Origin of the sequence: Candidatus Mycobacterium methanotrophicum, from assembly GCF_023515995.1 — a bacterium.
Taxonomy (GTDB): Bacteria; Actinomycetota; Actinomycetes; order Mycobacteriales; family Mycobacteriaceae; genus Mycobacterium; species Mycobacterium methanotrophicum.
The window spans coordinates 171,955-189,379 of sequence record NZ_CP097320.1 but is presented as its reverse complement, the minus strand read 5'-3'; the positions used below and the strand labels follow the sequence as shown (position 1 = coordinate 189,379).

The window sequence follows — 17,425 nt, the reverse complement described above, 5'->3', positions numbered from 1 at the left end:
GGCAGCATTGCAGAGATGAGTCGCCGCAGCTTTGCTCGCATCGTTAGTTCCGCGCTGGTGACGGTGTGGGCCGTCCCAACCGCGACGGAGGTCATGCCGGTTGCCTTTGCCGAACCATGTCCGGACGTCGAGGTGGTGTTCGCCCGCGGCACCGGCGAGCCCTCGGGCGTCGGCGGGGCCGGCCAAGCCTTCATCGACTCTCTCACCGCGCAGGTGTCGGGGAAGTCCGTGGGCGTCTACCCGGTCAACTATCCGGCGACCCCGAACTACGTCGATAGCGCGCGGGCCGGCGCCGCCGATGCGGATGCCCACATCCAGAACATGGCCGGAAGCTGCCCGAGCACGAAGCTGGTTCTTGGGGGATATTCCCAGGGTGCTGCCGTCATGGACCTGACCAGCAATGAGTTGCCTGCTCGCGTTGGTGATCACGTCGCTGCGGTGGCGCTCTTCGGCAATCCGTCGAGTTCGTACTCGAAGCAGTTGTCGGACAACCAGTTCCCTCCGGTCAGCTCGGCCTATCGGCCCAAGACGATCGACTTATGCGTTCCCGACGACATGATCTGCGGTGAAGGCGGAAACATCCTCGCTCATCTTTCCTATGTTCCCGATGTGACCAACCAGGCCGCGGCATCCGTCGCGGGTCGGCTTTAGCGCTGCATCTTCCGATCCGTATCCCGGCTCGGCTGAACGCGTTTGGGCTCGCCGGGCATCTTCGGATAGTTGGGTGGATACGGCATGTCACCGAGTCCCCGCTCTTCGTCGGCCTCGGCCATTTCAAGAAGCGGCGCGATCGATTGAGCAACCGCATCTATGTCGGCCCAAGGATCTTCGCGTCGGCCTACCAGGCCGGGCACGGTCGCCATCGTGTAGTCGTCGGGGTCCGCGCTTGCCAGCTCGTCCCACGTCAGCGGCGTCGACACCGTGCCGATCGCCGTGCGCCGCACCGAGTAAGCCGATGCGAACGTACGGTCGCGAGCGTTCTGGTTGAAGTCCACAAAGACCCGTGCCCCCCTGTTTTCCTTCCACCACTCGGTCGTCACCGCATCGGGGGCACGGCGTTCCACCTCGCGCGCCAGCGCGATGCCGGCGCGGCGCACAGCGGTGAAATCCCAGTGCGTTTTGATGCGGAGGAACACGTGGATGCCACGGCCCCCTGACGTCTTCGGGTAGCCAACCAGGCCGAGTTCGTCGAGCAGCGGCCGCAGTACGTCGACTGCAACAGTCCGGGCCTCGGCAAAAGCGGTGCCCGGCTGGGGATCCAGGTCGACACGCAACTCGTCGGGGTGGTCGGTATCCGGGCAACGCACCTGCCACGGATGCAGGGTGACGGTGCCCATCTGCGCCGCCCATACGATGGACGCGGGATGGGTCACCTTCAGCGCGTCGGCCGTCCGACCGGACGGAAACGTCACCCGGCACGTCTGCAGATAGTCGGGATGGTGCGCCGGAATACGCTTCTGGTAAATCTCCTCACCCTCGATCCCATCGGGGAAGCGCTGCAGATGGGTAGGGCGGTCGCGCAGCGCAGTGAGCATCGGCCCGCGAGCGACGGCAAGGTAGTACTCGACGAGCCTGCGTTTGGTTCCGTTGGCTCCCAGCTTGGGGAAATAGATCTTGTCCGGATTGGTCAGGCGGATCGGAATGCCGTCGACGTCGACCTCTTCTGCAGCAGCCATACCCGAGATTCCAGCACAATCGGACTATGGACCTCCCTGTGATGCCGCCGATCTCACCGATGCTGGCCAAGTCGGTTCGATCGATCCCATCCGATTCGTCCTACGAGCCCAAGTGGGACGGTTTCAGGTCCATCGTCTTTCGCGACGCCGACCAGGTCGAGCTGGGCAGCCGCAACGAGCGGCCGATGACCCGCTATTTTCCCGAACTGGTCGCGGCGGCCAAGGCCGAGTTGCCGCAACGCTGCGTGATCGACGGGGAGATCGTCATCGCCACCGACCACGGCCTGGACTTCGAGGCGCTGCAACAGCGCATCCATCCGGCCGATTCGCGGGTACGAATGCTCGCCGAGAAGACGCCGGCATCCTTTATCGCGTTTTGTGTACGGGCGGTCATTGACCGGCCGCTGAAACGGTCCGTTGGGTTAGTGAGCGAGCGGGCCGGTGGGCGACGCTGGGGTATGACGAAGCCTCCGCAGAATTTAACTGGGGCTGTATCGGGTTCCGCGACAAACGACGGCAGACACCCGTTCGCCGGCCGGAGACAACAATGAGGTTTTCTCACTTGGGGCTTGTGAGTTTGTTGTGACTGGAGTTTTCGGCGTGTCGTAGTGGCTGGGCGTGGGGTCCTTGCTCAAGGATTCGGTTTCGACGAGGAAACCCGCTCCGCTGCAAAGGACCCCACGTGTTCACCTACTCTGCCATCTGCGACGTGCCGGAGGAAACCCTGCTGCATGTGACCGCGCTGCTGCACGTTCACCGGCGCGAGATCAGAACGCGGGCCGGGCGGCGGTCGGGTACGGTGCGCACGCAGGCCAAGCTGGTGCTGCGGTGGTTCCGCGACGACGCCCCGATCCGGTTGTTGGCGATGGAGGCCGGGCTGCCGATCTCCACCAGCTACCGCTATCTGCACGAGGCGATCGACGTGATCGCCGAACAAGCTCCTGACCTGCACGAAGTGCTCGACCGGGCCAAGGCCGAACAGTGGTCGCACGTGACGCTGGACGGGACGCTGATCGCCATCGACCGGGTGGACGAGCGCAACGAGGCCGGCCATCACCGGTGGTATTCGGGCAAGCACAAAACCCAGGGCGGCAATGTGCAGATACTGGCCGACCCGGGCGGGTTCCCGGTGTGGTCGAGCGAGGTCGAGCCGGGCAGCGTGCACGACATCACCGCCGCCCGCGCGCACTGCCTGGGCGCGCTGTACAAGTCCGCGGCCGACGGGGTGCCGACGCTGGCCGACAAGGGCTACGAAGGAGCGGGGATCGGGGTGCACACTCCGGTCAAGGGCCGCGGCCTGGCCGTGGAGAATCAGAGCTACAACATGCTGCTCACCGCGGCGCGTGCCATCGGTGAACGCGCCAACGCCGAACTCAAACAGCGTTGGCGCTGCCTCCGTCGAATCCGCCTGTGCCCAACCAGGATTGGCGCAGTTGTTGCCGCCGCGATCGTACTATCGACTCTCCAACGCGGAAATTACTGAGAAAACGTCAATGAGGCGATGAAGCTCCCCGTCATGCCGCCGGTCCCGCCGATGCTGGCTAAATCGGTCCCGACAATCCCTCCTGACGCCTCCTATGAACCGAAGTGGGATGGCTTTAGACGGTATGGGGTGGGCTGGGGCCTCGCTCACGGGACTGTCCGATATTCGGTGTAAGTGGCATTTCTCGGATTTTCTCGGTCAGCGTTCTTCTGCAGCTGGCATGCGATCGGCGAACGTGATCGCCAGGGCGTTGAGCGCTGGTTTCCAGCGTACGGCCCACTTCGTCTGCCCGGTACCCTTGGGATCCAGTGACCGGGTCACCAGGTAGAGCGCCTTGAGTGCCGCCTGCTCGTTTGGGAAGTGTCCACGTGCTCGCACCGCCCGTCGGTAGCGCGCGTTGAGGCTCTCAATTGCGTTGGTAGAGCACAACACTCGACGGATCTCGACGTCGTAGTCCAGGAAAGGGATGAACTCGTCCCACGCGTTGTCCCACAGCCGCTTGATCGCCGGGTAGGGCTTGCCCCACTTCTCGGCGAACTCCTCGTAACGCATCCGGGCCTCGGTCGCGTTGGCCGCGGTGTAGATCGGCTTGAGGTCGACGCTGATCTTGTCCCAGTACTTGCGCGAGGCGTACCGGAAGGTGTTGCGGATCAGGTGAATGATGCAGGTCTGCACCGTGGCCAGCGGGAACGCCGCAGACACGCTGTCGGGCAACCCTTTTAGCCCGTCGCAGACCAAAAAGAAGATGTCCTTGACACCGCGATTCTTCAGGTCGGTCAGCACCGCCAGCCAAAACTTGGCTGACTCCCCGTCGCCGTCGCCGGCCCACATCCCCAGGATGTCCTTGTTGCCGTCGAGGTCCACACCGATCGCGGCGTAGACCGGCCGGTTGCGGACCTGGCCGTCGCGGATCTTGACCATGATCGCATCGATGAACACCGCGGCGTACACCTTCTCCAGCGGCCGTGACCACCACGTCTGCATCTCCTCGATCACCCGGTCGGTGATCCGTGAGACGGTGTCCTTGGACACCGAGGCCCCGTAAACGTCGGCGAAGTGAGCCGAAATCTCGCCTGTGGTAAGGCCTTTGGCGTACAGCGACAGCACCACCCGATCCACGTCGGAGACCCGACGTTTACCCTTGCCGACCACTACCGGCTCGAAGGTCCCGTTGCGGTCGCGGGGCACCTCGATCTCGACTTGCCCGCACGCATCGGTGATCACCTTCTTGGTGCGAGAGCCGTTGCGCGAGTTGCCACTTCCGCGGCCGGCCGCGGCGTGCTTGTCGTAACCGAGATGCTCGGTCATCTCCTCTTCGAGTGCCGCTTCCAGCACCGTCTTGGTCAGCGCTTTGAGCAGCCCCGCCGGACCGGTCAGCGCGACCCCCTCGGCGCGCGCCTGGCGTACCAGATCGCCCACCAGCACCCGCTCGGCCCCGGACAGCTCACGGGCCGCAACGGCCGCCTCATCCACGTTCTCGCCAGCCTGGGCCGGCAACTCCTTCACCTGGGCATCCACGCCCTTGAGTGTGTTCGTCATCACAGCGATTCCTTCTGCCCCACGCCGGGGCGGTCAGAACCACTTACACCAAATCAGCGATAGACTCGGCACGCGACGAATATGTCAGTGACAGCATTTAAGGATCTGCCGTTGGCCGACCGCGACCGCAAGTGGGACGGCGACGCCGCCGAGAAGCGTGTACGCAAGTGGGCGGGCGCAGAAGATGGACCCAATCAGAAGTACCGGGATGCCCACATCTGGTACGACAGCGACAAGAAGGACAACTTCACCGCCTACAAACTGTTGTTTGCCGACGTGATCGGCGGCAAGCTCGAAGCGGTGCCGCGCGGGGTGATGATCGCCGGCGCGATCATGGACGGCGCGCGGGGCGGTATCGATTTACCCGAGGCCGACGTCGACCGGGTCAAGAGCCACCTGGCGAAGTACTACAAGAAGATGGACGAAGCGCCGCCTTGGGACCGCGGCTGATTTTTGTCGCGTCGAGCGGGCAGCTATGACACGCGAACTCGCGAAAAGCGTGCAATAACTGCCCATTCGGCGAGGATTTACACGGTCACGGCCAGTGCCGACAATCCGCGCAGCGTGACATTCGGCCGGTAGGCCGGTTGACCGTCCAGGCGTGCTTGCGGGAAGCGTGCCGTGACTGCCGACAACGCGACCGCAGCCTCCAACCGAGCCAGCGGAGCGCCCAGGCAGTAATGCAGACCCCGCCCGAATGCCAAGTGCCGACACGTCGGCGCCAAGCGCGGCCCATTGCGCGGGGCGGCGCAACATCGCCAACATCGCGTTGGCGATCAGGTTCACGGTGGTCTCGTGTCCGGCGACCAGCAGCAAACTGCAGATCGAGACGATCTCGTCTTCGGCCAGTTGATCGCCGGATTCCTCCACCGCGATCAACCGCGACATCAAATCGTCACCCGGGCGCGAGCGGCGCTGTCCGATCAGGTCGTGCAGGTAGTCTCGCAACCACTGGCTGGCCCGCAGACGCTCTTGCATGCCCTGCGACGGCTCGCCGGTAATCGCCAAGAACGGGTCCAGCGCCTGCGCCATCAGCTCCGATGCGCGGCCAAATTCCGGCTCGTCGCGCAGCGGAACCCCCAGCAGCCAGCAGATGACCGCCACCGGCAGCGGGTAGGCGAGATCGCTGACGGCATCGAACCGACCCCGTTGGGCAATAGCGTCGAGCAATCCGTCGACCAGGCCGGCGATCTCCGGTTGCAACTCGCTGACCACCTTGGGCACAAACGCCTTGCTGACAAGTTTGCGCAGCCGGGTGTGATCGGGCGGATCGAGAAACAAGAACATGGGAGGCCACGGCGGGCGCGCATTTGCGGCGTCCGCGAACAGGCGTTGGACCACCGTCGACTTGCTCCGGTCGACGGACGACGACGGATGCCGCAGCGCCTCGTCGCAGTCGCGATAGCCCGAAAACACGGTGAGGTTGGACTCCGGCAACCGCACCGGGCCGTCGGCCCGAAACCTGCTGTACACCGCGTACGGGTCGGCCCGGTTTGCCGGGTCCATTAGTTGCAGCAGAAGTGCTTGGGGTTCGGCGACACTCGACGCACTCGTCATGCAGACATTGTGCAGGCCGATTAGCCACGCAGGAATTCGACGATATGGCCGGCGAGGTCTTCGCCGGCGTCCTCTTGCGGGAAGTGCCCGGCGTTGTGCACCACCGGGTGCTCTATGCCCTGTGCACCGGACATTTCGCGCTGAAAGATCGGCGCCATTCCGCCGGTGATCGGATCCCCGTCGCTGAAAGCGACCAACATCGGCATCGGACTGCCGCACAGCGTCGCCCATGCCGAGCGGTTGGCCGCAGCGGCCGGGTCATCGGGTGACGTCGGCACCAGGCCGGGCATGGCCCGCGGTGCAGCGCAATACGTGTCGTCGGGGAATGGCGCGTCGTAGGCCGCTCGCACCTCGTCGCTCATCGGCCGGCGACAGCCGCCCTGCACGAACCGGCCGACATCGATCGACGGTGCCCCCTGGATCGCCTCGCGGAACCGCCACCAGATCTCCGGCATCGGGATGTCGCCGCTCGGCAGCCCGGTGTTGGCGACGACGAGCCTGCTGAAGCGTTCGGGATGTTCTGCGGCCAACGTAACCCGATCAAACCGCCCCAGTCCTGGCCGGCCAGGGTGACCCGGTGCAGGTCCAAGACGTCGAATGCCAAGGCCCGCACCCATTCGACGTGGCGGGCGTAGCTGTGGTCCTCGATGCGGGCCGGCTTGTCGGAACGACCGAACCCGACCAAGTCCGGGCAGACAACGCGATGGGCGGCCGCGGTCAGCACCGGAATCATCTTGCGGTACAGGAATGACCACGACGGCTCGCCGTGCAGCATCAGCACCGGGTCGGCGTCGTCTGGGCCGTCTTGCACCCAGGCCATCCGCAATGACCCGCCGTCGTCGTCTGATACGTCGCAATAGTTTGGGGCATAAGGGAATTCGGGTAGATCGTCGAACCGGTCGTCCGGCGTCCGCAGTGTCTGCACGGGTGTGAACATACGCTAGGTTCATTCGCCTTCTCGCAAGCCGGCCACGCTCGGGTGGGCCAGCAACTGATCGAGAATGGGCAGTTGGCCTTTCAACAGCTTGGCCCTGGCCCGCGCCGCCGGGAACCAGCCGGCCCGGTCGACCTCGGGGAAGCTCTGAATGCGCCCGGAGCCTCTGGGCCATTCGAGTTCGAAGGTGTTGCTGTGCGCATCGGCGAGGTCAAGATCGCCTTGCACCGCGAACGCGGTGACGACCTTGCCGCTGGGCTGCTTGAGCGGTGGAAATGCGATCCGCGGGCCGGCCGGCGCCGGCAGACCGATCTCCTCTTCGAATTCGCGTTGCGCAGTAGCCCAAGGGTCTTGGCCGTCGGTGTACTCGCCCTTGGGAATCGACCAGGCCCCGTCGTCCTTGCGAGCCCAAAACGGCCCGCCAGGATGGGCGATGAGGACTTCTACGACCTCGGCGGCGATCGCAAGCGCGGCGGAGCCGGGCGCAGCGGGTCGCCGCGCAAGCCCGTCCTCGCGCACCCGATACAGCAGCAGCCCCGCGCTCAGCTTTGGCGTCGTCGTCGGTCAGACCCCAACCGCGCGTTCTAAATCCTTCAGGGAGTTTTCCAGGTGGCCGAGCAAACGCTGCAGGTGCGGCACGCTTCGCCGGCATCCGACCAAGCCGAAGTCGAGGTTGTCGGCGTTGTTGACCACGGTGACGCTCAACGCCTGACCATCCAGCGCGATCGACAGCGGATAGTTGCCGTCGAGACGCGCGCCTCCCCAATACAGCGGGTCGGTCGGCCCCGGGACATTAGAGATCACGATATTGAACGGCGGCGGCGCCGACGAGCCCAATCCGGGGAGCACGGCGAGGGCCATCGGTGCCATCAGGAACGCCGACAGCGCCATGGCCTGCAGCCGGGGCAGTTGAGAGAACACCTGCTTGTTGCCGCGCATCGACTCGCTGATGGTTTCGAGCCGAATGGCCGGATCGTCGACGTCGGTGGCGAGGCTGCACAAGATGGTGCCGACCATGTTGCCGCCGCTGTCGGCTTCCTCTTTAGTGCGCAGACTTATCGGGACCATCGCGACCAACGGCGTGTCCGGCAGCGCATGCTGATCCGCCAGGTAATAGCGCAGCGCACCGGCGCACATCGCCAGGACGACGTCATTGACGGAGACCCCGGCGGCCCGCCTGATGTTTTTAACTCGGTCCAACGAATAGGACTGAGCCGCGCATCGGCGCGCGCCGCCGATCGGTACGTTGAGCATGGTGCGCGGTGCGGCGAACGGCAGGGTCAGTTGTTGTTCGACCAGCGCGGCCCGGACCAATGATAGCGTCGAAGGCCCAAGTGCGGCAACCGATCCCGCTATCTGAGTTAGCGTCTGCCACCGGGACCGGCTGGTCGAATGTCGCCGCCGAGGCAGGCTCCAGATCGCCTGCAGCTCTCGATCGCCGGGGTCGGTCGACATTGTGCGCCGCATCAGCTTGAGCGCCGAGACCCCGTCGATCAGAGAGTGGTGGAACTTGGTGTACAGGGCGAATCGGCCGTCGTGCAGCCCCTCCACGAAATGGCCTTCCCATAGCGGGCGGTGGCGGTCGAGCAGGGTGCTGTGCAGCCGCGAGGTCAGCTCCAACAGTTCACGGACCCGACCGGGCGACGGCAGCGCCGAACGCCGCAGGTGATAGTCGACGTCGATGTCGTCCTGGTCGTCATAGGCCCACGAGATGTTGCCGATTGCGCCGAGAAGCCGTGCCGGACGCTTCCGAAAAGTCGGCTGGAAGTCTGTGTTTTCGGCCAGAGCCTGGTAGGCCTTGCGGGGGAAATCCGGTCCGGCGTCCTCCGGTGGTACGAACAGCTGCAAGCCACCGACGTGCATGGGGTGCTCGCGGGATTCGCCCAGCAGGAATATCGAGTCCGTCGGCCTGATCAGCTCCATGCCCCATTAAAGCGCGACAAGTGACGGCTTCGGCCGAATCGGCGCATACCGAATGTTGACCGAGGACGCCAATCACTCGGTAGGCCAAGGCATCAGAAGTGCGGAATACCTGGGATACCACCACCGATGCCTGGCAGGCCCGGGCCGCCGCCGTGGAAACCCGGACCGCCTCCGATGCCCGGGAGGCCCGGAATTCCCGGCCCGGGCAGTGGCGGTCCCGGAGCAAATGGGCCAGGGATCCCCGGGATGGGCATCGGCGGCGGTAACACAGGCGGAGCAGCGGGTGCGGGTAACGCGGGCAGTGCCGGCGGCGGCGGAGCCGCGGGGGCAGGTGCCGGAGCCGCAGGCGCGGGCGCAGGAGCCGCGGGCGGTGGGGCTTTTGGCGGTGGTGGCGCCGGCTCGGCCGGCGCGACGACGCGTTGGCCGAGGCTGGGCCGGTCATTCACGTGCGGGCGGATGTCCAGCGCCAGCGCTATCGCCAGCGTCGCCACACCGACCACGAAGATCGTCAACACGCCCAAAGCGACCAGGAACGGTTTGCGGTCATGCCCGGTCTGCTCTGCGGCAGCCACGCCGAACATCGTCGCGTCATCGGCAGCCGGCTCATCGGTTGCGACGGCGGTGTATGCGGCGGCTTCTACGTCCGGGTCGGCACTGTAGGCGAGCCCTTGGTTTTCCGTGGCGTCGTGGTCGACCGCCTCACCGGCGACGGCGACACCGTTAACCAGCTCGATGATCGGGTCGACAGCGCCGGTGCCGGGATCCTGCGCGTAGGCCAAGGCGGCGGTGGACGAGTCGAACAACGGCGCATGCGCCGACGCCAGCGCCGCCCCGCGGGCCAGCGCGGTTTCCGGCTCGCCCGGCACGCTGATCGCAAGTGAGGTAGCCGCCTCCAGCTGCGGCTTGATCACCCCGACGTCAACACCAGGGCCGCCCACCACGAATAGGCCCTGCGGGCGTGTCTGGAGCGCATCGGCGCCGGAGGCCATCGCGGTTAGCCCAGCCACGGCGTCAGCGTCATCGTCGGGCAGGAGTTCTCGGCTCACATCGACGATAGAGCCGTCAGCGGTATCGACGACAGCCAACGTCGCGCTATCCGGCTCGACATACAGTAACCCGATGTGGTCGTACCCAAGTGCAGCGCCGACCGATTGCGCCAGCGCCGCCGCAGCGAGGAAGGACGAGACCAGCATGACGTTCTCGACCTTGCGCGCGGCCAACCGGTCTCGCAACGCCCCGGCTTCGACCGGATCGGTCCAGGTCACGCCCGTCGATGCGACGCGGTGACCACCCTGGCTGGCGCTTTCTCGGGTGCCCAGGATCGCCGCGATCACCTGATCGGCTCCAGCCGGGCTCGTCGGGTTCTCGTCATTGGCACGGGTACCGTCGAAGCCGTCCTCGTCGACGATTGCACCATCGGCGTTTTCGCCTTCGACCAGCACCATGCGGACTGTCGATGGTGCCACCGACATTCCGAGTACGAGCTCCACAACTCCTCCCACGCAGTTGTGCGGTCGTCCGCACCCGGCGACCCTGATGGTTCGACCTTACCCGCTGGGTAACCGGTGGATAAGGTTGCGCGGCGGCAAGCTTTGGCGGTGGCGAAACGTTGGCTCCATCCGCCCTCGTTCCAATTTCGCTTGGTTGTCGACGTCGAGGGGGCTGCCCGGGCCGTAGTCTTGCGGCATGGCGGCCAGCCAAGCAGCAACGGCGCACCTTGCGGTAGAGGAATGTGCAGCGCGGTGAGCGTTGGCGGCGAACTGAATATTTTCAGTCAGGAAATTGTGGCGGATTGCTGAATGAGGCGCGCGCCGAAGCGTGGCCGAGCCTGGCCGAGATAAGGTACAACGTCGAGATCGTTCGGTCAGGCCGACGTGGGTGAAATATCTTCTGCGACTGGCTGGTATGGGCTGGCTCGAAAGTGCGCATCCCATCGCGACCTAGGACGACGGTGAGGACGACGGTGAGGACGACGGTGAGGACGATGTCACAACGCAATTCAACGGTTGAGATGGTTGGCCAGGGGTCGCCGCACCATCACGTCGCGTACGTCTACTCCGACCACGATCATCTGGTCGCCGAGCTGGCGGACTTTGTCGAACAAGGGTTGTCGCGTCACGAAAGCGTCGTGATTGTGGCCACCGCCGAGCACCGCGCGGCGCTTATGGCTGCGCTCGGCGGTGGCGGGCAGCTGGACACGCAGGCATTGGTCATCCTCGACTCGGCTGACACTTTGCAGAAGTTCATGGTAGGCGGCGCTCCGGATTCCGCGCTGTTCGCCGCCACCATCGGCGGGCTCGTCGACGCAGCTGTGCGCGGTGGCCGGCCGGTGCGGGTATATGGCGAAATGGTTGCTGTGCTCTGGGACAACGGCAATGTGACCGGAGCGTTGGCCCTCGAATCGTTGTGGAACGACTTGGCGGCGGCCCGCCAATTCTTCTTAATGTGTGCCTATCCGAGCGCGTCATTCGACCGTGGGTCGCTGCCCGCGGTGAATTCGGTGTGCGAACTGCATTCCGAGGTTGCGTTGCTCGGACTCGCTCACCTGCCAGATCAGCTGATCCGCTCGGATGCTGTCGCGTCGAGCGTATTCGTCCCGGTGGCCGCGTCCGTTCCGGCGGCACGTCACTTCACGTTGGACACGTTGACGAGCTGGCGGTTATCGCGCATCGGCGATGATGCGGCGCTGATTGTGACCGAGCTGGCCGCCAACGCCGTCGTGCATGCCAAGAGCGCCTTTCGCGTGGCTATGTCGCGGTCACCGTCTGGCCTGCGGCTGGCGGTCGAGGACGCCGACCTCTCCCGCCCGCAGCCGCGTCGCGCTGATCCGAAGGATCTCTCGGGGCGGGGTATGGCTTTGGTCGCGGGCCTCGCCGAGGAGTGGGGTTGCGACGTGTACGCAGGCGGCAAAACGGTCTGGGTCGACATCCCGGCGTGATCCTGTGCCGCGCCAACCGGCCCTGTCGATGCGGCAACACGAGCGCCGTCAGCGCGTCGGGAAAAACAGCGCGACAAATTTGGCGGTGGCGGAGGGATTTGAACCCTCGGACGGGGGTTACCCGTCACACGCTTTCGAGGCGTGCTCCTTAGGCCGCTCGGACACGCCACCGCCGCACAGCCTACCCAACACCGGCGTGCTCACCCCAATCGCTGGCGGGCGAAGAAACTCTCCAGCAGCGCGGCGCATTCGTCGGCCAGCACCCCGCCGCGCACGGCCGGACGGTGGTTGAGCCGCCGGTCGCGGACCACGTCCCACAGCGAGCCGACCGCCCCGGTCTTGGGCTCCCAGGCGCCGAACACCACACGGTCGACCCGCGCCATCACCAGCGCGCCCGCGCACATCGTGCACGGCTCGACGGTGACCGCCAGTGTCGCTCCGGTCAGCCGCCACCCGTCGCCGAGTACCCCGGCGGCAGCCCGGATGGCCAGGATCTCGGCGTGTGCGGTCGGATCGCCGAGTGCCTCGCGCGCATTGACCGCGCGGGCGAGCTCGGTTCCGTCGGGGCCGACGACCACCGCGCCCACCGGGACGTCACGTGGGCCCGCGGTAGCGGCAACCGCCAGGGCGGCACGGATCAGGTCTTGATCCGAACGCGCCGACCCAGGCTCACGGCGGCGACCCGCTGCGCCCGGCTCCGCCGCGCTTGCGATCACCGACCCAGACGTTCGAGCACCGCCGCCAGTTCCTCAGCGAAGCCCATCTCCCGCGCGATGCGGCCCAACTGCTCGTCCGCATACAGGTCGCTCTCGTCGAGAATGACGCCCAGCACCGCCTCCGGCAGCCCGACATCGGAGAGCAATCCCAGATCGCCCTCCTCAAACGGATCGGCGTCCTCGAGATCCTCCGGACCGATGTCGGCGTCCAGGTTGTCCAGCACCTCGGCGGCGATGTCGTAATCCAGTGCGGCGGTCGCGTCCGAGAGCAACAGCCGGGTGCCCGAGGGCGCCGGCCGCACAATCACGAAAAACTCGTCGTCGATGTCGAGCAGCCCGAACACCGCGCCGGCGCTGCGCAACTCCCGCAGTTCGGTTTCCGCGGCAGACAGGCTGGTCAGCACGTTTGACTGCATGGCAGAACAGTGCCATTTACCGTCTTCGCGCACCACGGCCACGCCGAACCCGTCCGGCCTATCAGCCTGTGCGGAAGCCCGCTGTGCTCCCATGGGCGCCTACGCTAGTCCCGCTGGAGCGCGTTGACCAGCAGATCGACATCGCGTCGGCTCCTATCGGGCGTCAGGTCTCCTCGGCGAATGTGCCAACCTAATGGGGTGGCGAAAACACCGGTGTGCGTGCTGGGTCTGGGGCTGATCGGGGGTTCGCTACTGCGTGCGGCGACGGCCACCGGCCGCGAGGCGTTCGGATACAACCGCTCGGTCGAAGGGGTCCAGGCGGCCCGGTTCGACGGCTTCGACGCCACGACCGACATCACCGAGGCGCTGACCCGCGCCGCCGACGTCGGCGCTCTGATCGTTGTCGCGGTGCCGATGCCGGCGTTGCCTTTCATGCTGACCCATATCAGCGAGTCGGCCCCCGACTGTCCGCTAACCGACGTGACCAGCGTCAAAAGCGCGGTGCTCGACGAGGTGACCGGCGCGGGTCTGCGGGAGCGCTTCGTCGGCGGGCATCCGATGACCGGCACCGCCCACTCGGGCTGGGCCGCCGGCCACGCTCGGCTGTTCACCGGCGCCCCGTGGGTGCTCAGCGTGGACGACCACGTCGACCCCGCGATCTGGTCAATGGTGTTGGAGCTGGCGCTGGACTGCGGATCGGTGGTGGTGCCCGCCAGATCCGACGAACACGACGCTGCCGCGGCCGCTATCTCGCATCTGCCGCATCTGCTCGCCGAAGTGCTGGCGGTCACTGCTTCGGAAATTTCGCTGGCCTTTGCACTAGCAGCGGGGTCGTTCCGGGACGGTACGCGGGTGGCGGCCAGCCCGCCGGATCTGGTACGGGCGATGTGCGAAGCCAACGCGGGACAACTGCTGCCGATGGTGGACCGGGCCATCGAAGTGCTTTGCGGTGCGCGAGAGTCGCTGGCGCACGACAATTCCGTTGCCGAGCTTGTCGACGCCGGGCACGCCGCCCGCACCCGCTACGACAGTTTTTCGCGGCCGGAGATCGTCACCGTGTTCGTCGGCGCCAGCCAGTGGCGTGAAGAGCTGGCAGCTGCGGGTCGCGCCGGCGGTGTGATCAGATCCGTTCTGCCAAGCCTGGATAATCCACGATGAATCCGTCCTGGTCGACGGTCAGCGTCACCTCGGACACCGGCGAGTGCACCTTGATCCCGTCGGCGGTTTCCGGCCCGGAACTGCTGTAGCTGACCATCGCCGAGGTGATCGACATTTCGGGCAGCCTCACGTAAATCGTCGGCACCGTGATCGAGTCGGCTCGGCCCATCAAACCGCAGCGCCGAATCGGCAGCGAGTTGAAGAACGGGCTGAAGACCACATCGACGTCAACAGCGCCGTCAAAAGCCGCTCGAGACTCGCCCTGATGGTCGGTGACCAGCCACATGTTTTCCTCATCGCGGGCGACCGCGAGCTGCCGTTCCCGCTCGGTCAGCGTGACCGTCATCCCGAGCCGCTTGGTCGCGCCCGTCCCGTCGGTCTGCAAATCGTAGTAGGCGGCGAACGCGGGATTGGTCTCTGCGGCGGCGGCCACGATGCGCCCATTGGCCTTTAATCGCTTGCCGGACAACTGCACCCGTACCGACTCCATCCGCCTGGCGTCGTGCGCGCGCCAGGTCAAAATCGTCGACCATGAGTTCGACGTCGCTTCCGTTGGGTCTGGGCTCACGGGTCTACGTTAAGCGACCGCCCCGGTGATTTCGAGGCGGGCCCCGTCACGCCTGCGCCGTCCGGTGGCTTCCGTCGCAGGCGACCGGCGCCGGGCACCGAGACCCAGATCGCAAACGCCAGCGCGGCGTCAAGGAGCAGCGCCAGCGCGGCCACCATCAGCGCACCGACCAGCGCGATGTGGAACTGGCGCGCATTGATCCCGTCGATCAAATATCGACCCAGACCGCCCAAGCTGGCGTAGGCGGCCACCGTCGCGGTGGCGACCACCTGCAGCGTCGCGGTGCGCAGCCCGCCCAACATCAGCGGCAGCGCGTTGGGCACCTCGACCCGCAATAACACTCGCAGTTCCCCCATACCCATCGACCGGGCGGCGTCGACGACAGTGCGGTCCACGGCGGCAATACCGGCATACGTGCCGGCCAGCAGCGGCGGGATGCCTAGCAGCATCAAGGCCACAACCGGTGGCACCAGGCCCAGCCCCCATAGGAGTACGGCCAACAGCAGCACACCTAAGGTCGGCAGCGCGCGCAACGCGTTGACCAGACTCACCACCACCAGGGCGCCGCGGCCGGTATGGCCGACGATCATGCCGACCGGGACGGCGATCAGTGCTGAAACCGCTACCGCGGCTACGGTGTACTGCAGGTGCTCGAAGGTGCGCGCCGCCAGACCCACCGGACCCGACCAGTTGCTCGCGGTAAGCAGGTAGGAAACTGCCTGTTCGATGAAGCTCATCGCGACCCCCCCACCACCGGAGCAGTAAGTAGTCGGCGGCCCGGCCGCGAGGCGCGGTTCCACGGCGTCGCCGCCCATCCGGCCAGCATGATCAGCACGTCGACGACAAACGCGAGCACCAGGATCGCGATGATCCCCGCGACGATCTGGTCGCTCTTGTTCGCCTGGTAGCCCTCGGTGAACCAGGTGCCCAGGCCGCCGATGCCGATCACCGCGCCCACCGAAACCATCGAGATGTTGGTCACCACCACCACTCGCAGTCCGGCGACTAGCAACGGAATCGACAGTGGCAGTTCGACTTTGAGCAGTCGCATGATCGGCCTGTACCCGACCGCGCTGGCAGCGTCAAGCACCTGCGCCGGAACCGCGTCCAGCGCCTCGAAAACCGCCCGCACCATCAGCGCCGTGGTGTATAGCGTCAGCGCGACAATGACATTGGCCTCGTCGACGACCCGGGTCGGAATGATCAGCGGCAACATCACGAACAGGGCCAGCGACGGGATGGTGAACACCACACTGGCGGTCACCGTGGTCAGTCGTCGCAGTACGGCTGCCCGCCGCACCAGCACGCCCCACGGCAGCGCGATCGCCAGCCCGGCCAGCACCGGCAGCAGCGACAGCCGTAGGTGGGTCACGGTCAACGTCCACGCCGCCGGGAGGTGAGTGACCAGGTAGTGCACGCCTAGCCCTGCCGTTGGGATTCCACCATCGCCAGCACGTCGCCGGCGTGCACTCCCCCGATGACCTTGCCCGCCGTGTCGACGGCCACGCCGATCGTTGCCGGCGACGACAACGCGGCGTCCAGTGCCTGGCTGAGGTTGGCGCCCGGGCGGAACAGCGAACCGACCGACGTGACGCTGTCGCGCAACGACGCCCCGCTGCGGTGCTTGGCCACGCCGCTGGCGTCGATCCAACCCAGTGGCGCGCCATCGGCTTTAACCACCAATGTCCAGGTGTCGCGAAGTTGGGCGTCTGCAATGGCCGACTCGGCAACCTGGTCGATGCCGCGCACCGGCAGTTGTGTCGCGTCCAAGAACTGCAAGCATCGATAGCCGCGACCGGCGCCGATCATCCTCGACACGAAATCGTTGGCCGGCCGCGACAGCAGCCGCCCCGGCTCCTCATACTGCTGCAGCGAACCGCCCGGACCGAATACCGCGACCCGGTCGGCGAGCCGGACGGCCTCGTCGATGTCATGCGTGACGAACACGATGGTTTTATGCAATTCGGCCTGCAGGCGCAATATTTCGCCCTGCAGCTCATGGCGCACTATCGAGTCCACAGCCGAAAATGGTTCGTCCATCAGCAGAATCGGCGGATCGGCGGCCAGCGCCCTGGCCACCCCAACCCGCTGCTGCTCGCCGCCGGAGAGCTGCGCGGGATAGCGGCCGGCCAGCTTGGCATCCAGCCCGACCCGCTCCAATACCCCGTAGGCGGCCGTGCGGGCGGCCCGGCGCGATTGGCCTTTGAGTACCGGGACCGTCGCCACGTTGTCGATCACCCGTTGGTGGGGCATCAGACCGGCGCCTTGGATCACGTAGCCGATGCCGAGGCGCAATTGCACCGGATCGACGCCCGCGACGTCGGCGCCGGCGACTTTCACGGTGCCCGATGTCGGCTCGACCATCCGGTTGATCATCCGCATCGACGTGGTTTTGCCGCAGCCGGAGGGCCCGACGAAAACGGTCAGCGTGCCTTCGGGGACTTCCAGGTTCAGGTTATCGACCGCGACGGTGCCGTCCGCGTAGACCTGGTAGACGTCCTCGAAGCTGATCAAGTG

16 protein-coding genes, 1 tRNA gene and 4 pseudogenes are annotated in these 17,425 nt (G+C 66.0%); 7 read left to right on the top strand and 14 right to left on the bottom strand.

Translation table 11 applies throughout. The features are described from left to right. The first annotated feature begins 15 nt into the window (after nt 1–15). Nucleotides 16–651 (top strand): cutinase family protein, encoded by a 636-nt coding sequence (locus M5I08_RS00970; protein WP_219066927.1) that lies wholly within the window; start codon nt 16–18, stop codon nt 649–651. Here the strand turns inward: M5I08_RS00970 and ligD are convergent. Beyond that, nucleotides 648–1,676, bottom strand: a complete 1,029-nt coding sequence (gene ligD / locus M5I08_RS00965; protein ID WP_219066926.1) for a non-homologous end-joining DNA ligase — start codon at nt 1,674–1,676, stop codon at nt 648–650. The genes M5I08_RS00970 and ligD overlap by 4 nt on opposite strands. Nucleotides 1,677–1,702: 26 nt before the next feature. On the opposite strand from ligD, the pseudogene M5I08_RS00960 reads away from it, so the two are divergent. The 3 genes and pseudogenes from M5I08_RS00960 to M5I08_RS00950 all read left to right on the top strand — a co-directional run. Further along, nucleotides 1,703–2,074: pseudogene (locus tag M5I08_RS00960) on the top strand (ATP-dependent DNA ligase); the annotation flags it as partial. A gap of 284 nt (nt 2,075–2,358) precedes the next feature. Beyond that, a complete protein-coding gene (locus M5I08_RS00955; protein ID WP_249762759.1) occupies nt 2,359–3,159 on the top strand; it encodes a transposase family protein in 801 nt (266 codons plus the stop codon). A gap of 18 nt (nt 3,160–3,177) precedes the next feature. Next, nucleotides 3,178–3,279, top strand: a pseudogene (locus M5I08_RS00950) (hypothetical protein); the annotation flags it as partial. Nucleotides 3,280–3,357: 78 nt separating this feature from the next. Here the strand turns inward: M5I08_RS00950 and M5I08_RS00945 are convergent. Then, nucleotides 3,358–4,698 carry an IS256 family transposase gene (locus tag M5I08_RS00945; protein WP_249763018.1) on the bottom strand — a complete coding sequence of 447 codons (1,341 nt, stop codon included), beginning with the start codon at nt 4,696–4,698 and terminating at the stop codon, nt 3,358–3,360. Between the two features lie 81 nt (nt 4,699–4,779). Here M5I08_RS00945 and M5I08_RS00940 point away from each other — a divergent pair, with 81 nt between their 5' ends. Continuing rightward, nucleotides 4,780–5,148 (top strand): hypothetical protein, encoded by a 369-nt coding sequence (locus tag M5I08_RS00940; protein WP_219069825.1) that lies wholly within the window; start codon nt 4,780–4,782, stop codon nt 5,146–5,148. A gap of 77 nt (nt 5,149–5,225) precedes the next feature. Here M5I08_RS00940 and M5I08_RS00935 read toward each other — a convergent pair. The 5 genes and pseudogenes from M5I08_RS00935 to M5I08_RS00915 all read right to left on the bottom strand — a co-directional run bounded on the left by M5I08_RS00935 (nt 5,226) and on the right by M5I08_RS00915 (nt 10,602). Further along, nucleotides 5,226–6,255 (bottom strand): annotated as a pseudogene (locus M5I08_RS00935) (cytochrome P450). A 20-nt stretch (nt 6,256–6,275) separates the two neighbouring features. Next, a pseudogene (locus tag M5I08_RS00930) lies at nt 6,276–7,180 on the bottom strand (haloalkane dehalogenase). A gap of 21 nt (nt 7,181–7,201) precedes the next feature. Then, entirely contained in the window at nt 7,202–7,717 is a 516-nt protein-coding gene (locus M5I08_RS00925) for an NUDIX hydrolase (RefSeq protein ID WP_370328672.1), read from the bottom strand. Between the two features lie 36 nt (nt 7,718–7,753). Then, entirely contained in the window at nt 7,754–9,112 is a 1,359-nt protein-coding gene (locus tag M5I08_RS00920) for a WS/DGAT/MGAT family O-acyltransferase (protein WP_219069827.1), read from the bottom strand. 92 nt (nt 9,113–9,204) lie between these two features. Beyond that, the gene (locus M5I08_RS00915) at nt 9,205–10,602 is read right to left on the bottom strand and encodes a DUF7159 family protein (RefSeq protein ID WP_370328548.1); all 1,398 of its coding nucleotides are present in this window, start codon (nt 10,600–10,602) and stop codon (nt 9,205–9,207) included. A 494-nt stretch (nt 10,603–11,096) separates the two neighbouring features. Here M5I08_RS00915 and M5I08_RS00910 point away from each other — a divergent pair, with 494 nt between their 5' ends. Continuing rightward, complete coding sequence (locus tag M5I08_RS00910; RefSeq protein WP_219069829.1) at nt 11,097–12,050, top strand: MEDS domain-containing protein; 954 nt, start codon at nt 11,097–11,099, stop codon at nt 12,048–12,050. Between the two features lie 80 nt (nt 12,051–12,130). Here M5I08_RS00910 and M5I08_RS00905 read toward each other — a convergent pair. The 3 genes from M5I08_RS00905 to M5I08_RS00895 all read right to left on the bottom strand — a co-directional run bounded on the left by M5I08_RS00905 (nt 12,131) and on the right by M5I08_RS00895 (nt 13,275). After that, nucleotides 12,131–12,221 (bottom strand) — tRNA-Ser (locus tag M5I08_RS00905). Between the two features lie 29 nt (nt 12,222–12,250). Next, nucleotides 12,251–12,763, bottom strand: coding sequence for a nucleoside deaminase (locus M5I08_RS00900; protein WP_219069849.1), 513 nt, complete (start codon nt 12,761–12,763; stop codon nt 12,251–12,253). Next, on the bottom strand, nt 12,763–13,275 hold the full coding sequence (locus tag M5I08_RS00895) for a tRNA adenosine deaminase-associated protein (RefSeq protein ID WP_219069831.1): 513 nt from the start codon (nt 13,273–13,275) through the stop codon (nt 12,763–12,765). Before M5I08_RS00895 ends, M5I08_RS00900 begins: the two co-directional genes overlap by 1 nt. A 120-nt stretch (nt 13,276–13,395) precedes the next feature. On the opposite strand from M5I08_RS00895, the gene M5I08_RS00890 reads away from it, so the two are divergent. Next, complete coding sequence (locus M5I08_RS00890; protein WP_219069851.1) at nt 13,396–14,340, top strand: prephenate dehydrogenase; 945 nt, start codon at nt 13,396–13,398, stop codon at nt 14,338–14,340. On the opposite strand, the gene M5I08_RS00885 is transcribed toward M5I08_RS00890, so the two are convergent. The 4 genes from M5I08_RS00885 to M5I08_RS00870 form a co-directional block, all read right to left on the bottom strand. Further along, a complete protein-coding gene (locus tag M5I08_RS00885; RefSeq protein WP_249763452.1) occupies nt 14,303–14,830 on the bottom strand; it encodes a putative glycolipid-binding domain-containing protein in 528 nt (175 codons plus the stop codon). The two genes, M5I08_RS00890 and M5I08_RS00885, sit on opposite strands and share 38 nt — an antisense overlap. Nucleotides 14,831–14,904: 74 nt before the next feature. After that, nucleotides 14,905–15,645, bottom strand: coding sequence for an ABC transporter permease (locus M5I08_RS00880; protein ID WP_219069833.1), 741 nt, complete (start codon nt 15,643–15,645; stop codon nt 14,905–14,907). Continuing rightward, entirely contained in the window at nt 15,642–16,325 is a 684-nt protein-coding gene (locus tag M5I08_RS00875; protein WP_219069835.1) for an ABC transporter permease, read from the bottom strand. The genes M5I08_RS00880 and M5I08_RS00875 overlap by 4 nt, the downstream gene beginning before the upstream one ends. 2 nt (nt 16,326–16,327) lie before the next feature. Beyond that, complete coding sequence (locus M5I08_RS00870; RefSeq protein ID WP_219069837.1) at nt 16,328–17,422, bottom strand: ABC transporter ATP-binding protein; 1,095 nt, start codon at nt 17,420–17,422, stop codon at nt 16,328–16,330. Between the last annotated feature and the right edge of the window lie 3 nt (nt 17,423–17,425).

What these genes read in the sequence shown, in the direction of transcription:
- ligD (WP_219066926.1), bottom strand. Translation starts at nt 1,676, where the DNA reads ATGGCTGCTGCAGAAGAGGTCGACGTCGACGGCATTCCGATCCGCCTG.
- M5I08_RS00895 (WP_219069831.1), bottom strand. Translation starts at nt 13,275, where the DNA reads ATGGGAGCACAGCGGGCTTCCGCACAGGCTGATAGGCCGGACGGGTTC.
- M5I08_RS00940 (WP_219069825.1), top strand. Translation starts at nt 4,780, where the DNA reads ATGTCAGTGACAGCATTTAAGGATCTGCCGTTGGCCGACCGCGACCGC.
- M5I08_RS00920 (WP_219069827.1), bottom strand. Translation starts at nt 9,112, where the DNA reads ATGGAGCTGATCAGGCCGACGGACTCGATATTCCTGCTGGGCGAATCC.
- M5I08_RS00945 (WP_249763018.1), bottom strand. Translation starts at nt 4,698, where the DNA reads ATGACGAACACACTCAAGGGCGTGGATGCCCAGGTGAAGGAGTTGCCG.
- M5I08_RS00885 (WP_249763452.1), bottom strand. Translation starts at nt 14,830, where the DNA reads ATGGAGTCGGTACGGGTGCAGTTGTCCGGCAAGCGATTAAAGGCCAAT.
- M5I08_RS00970 (WP_219066927.1), top strand. Translation starts at nt 16, where the DNA reads ATGAGTCGCCGCAGCTTTGCTCGCATCGTTAGTTCCGCGCTGGTGACG.
- M5I08_RS00910 (WP_219069829.1), top strand. Translation starts at nt 11,097, where the DNA reads ATGTCACAACGCAATTCAACGGTTGAGATGGTTGGCCAGGGGTCGCCG.
- M5I08_RS00880 (WP_219069833.1), bottom strand. Translation starts at nt 15,645, where the DNA reads ATGAGCTTCATCGAACAGGCAGTTTCCTACCTGCTTACCGCGAGCAAC.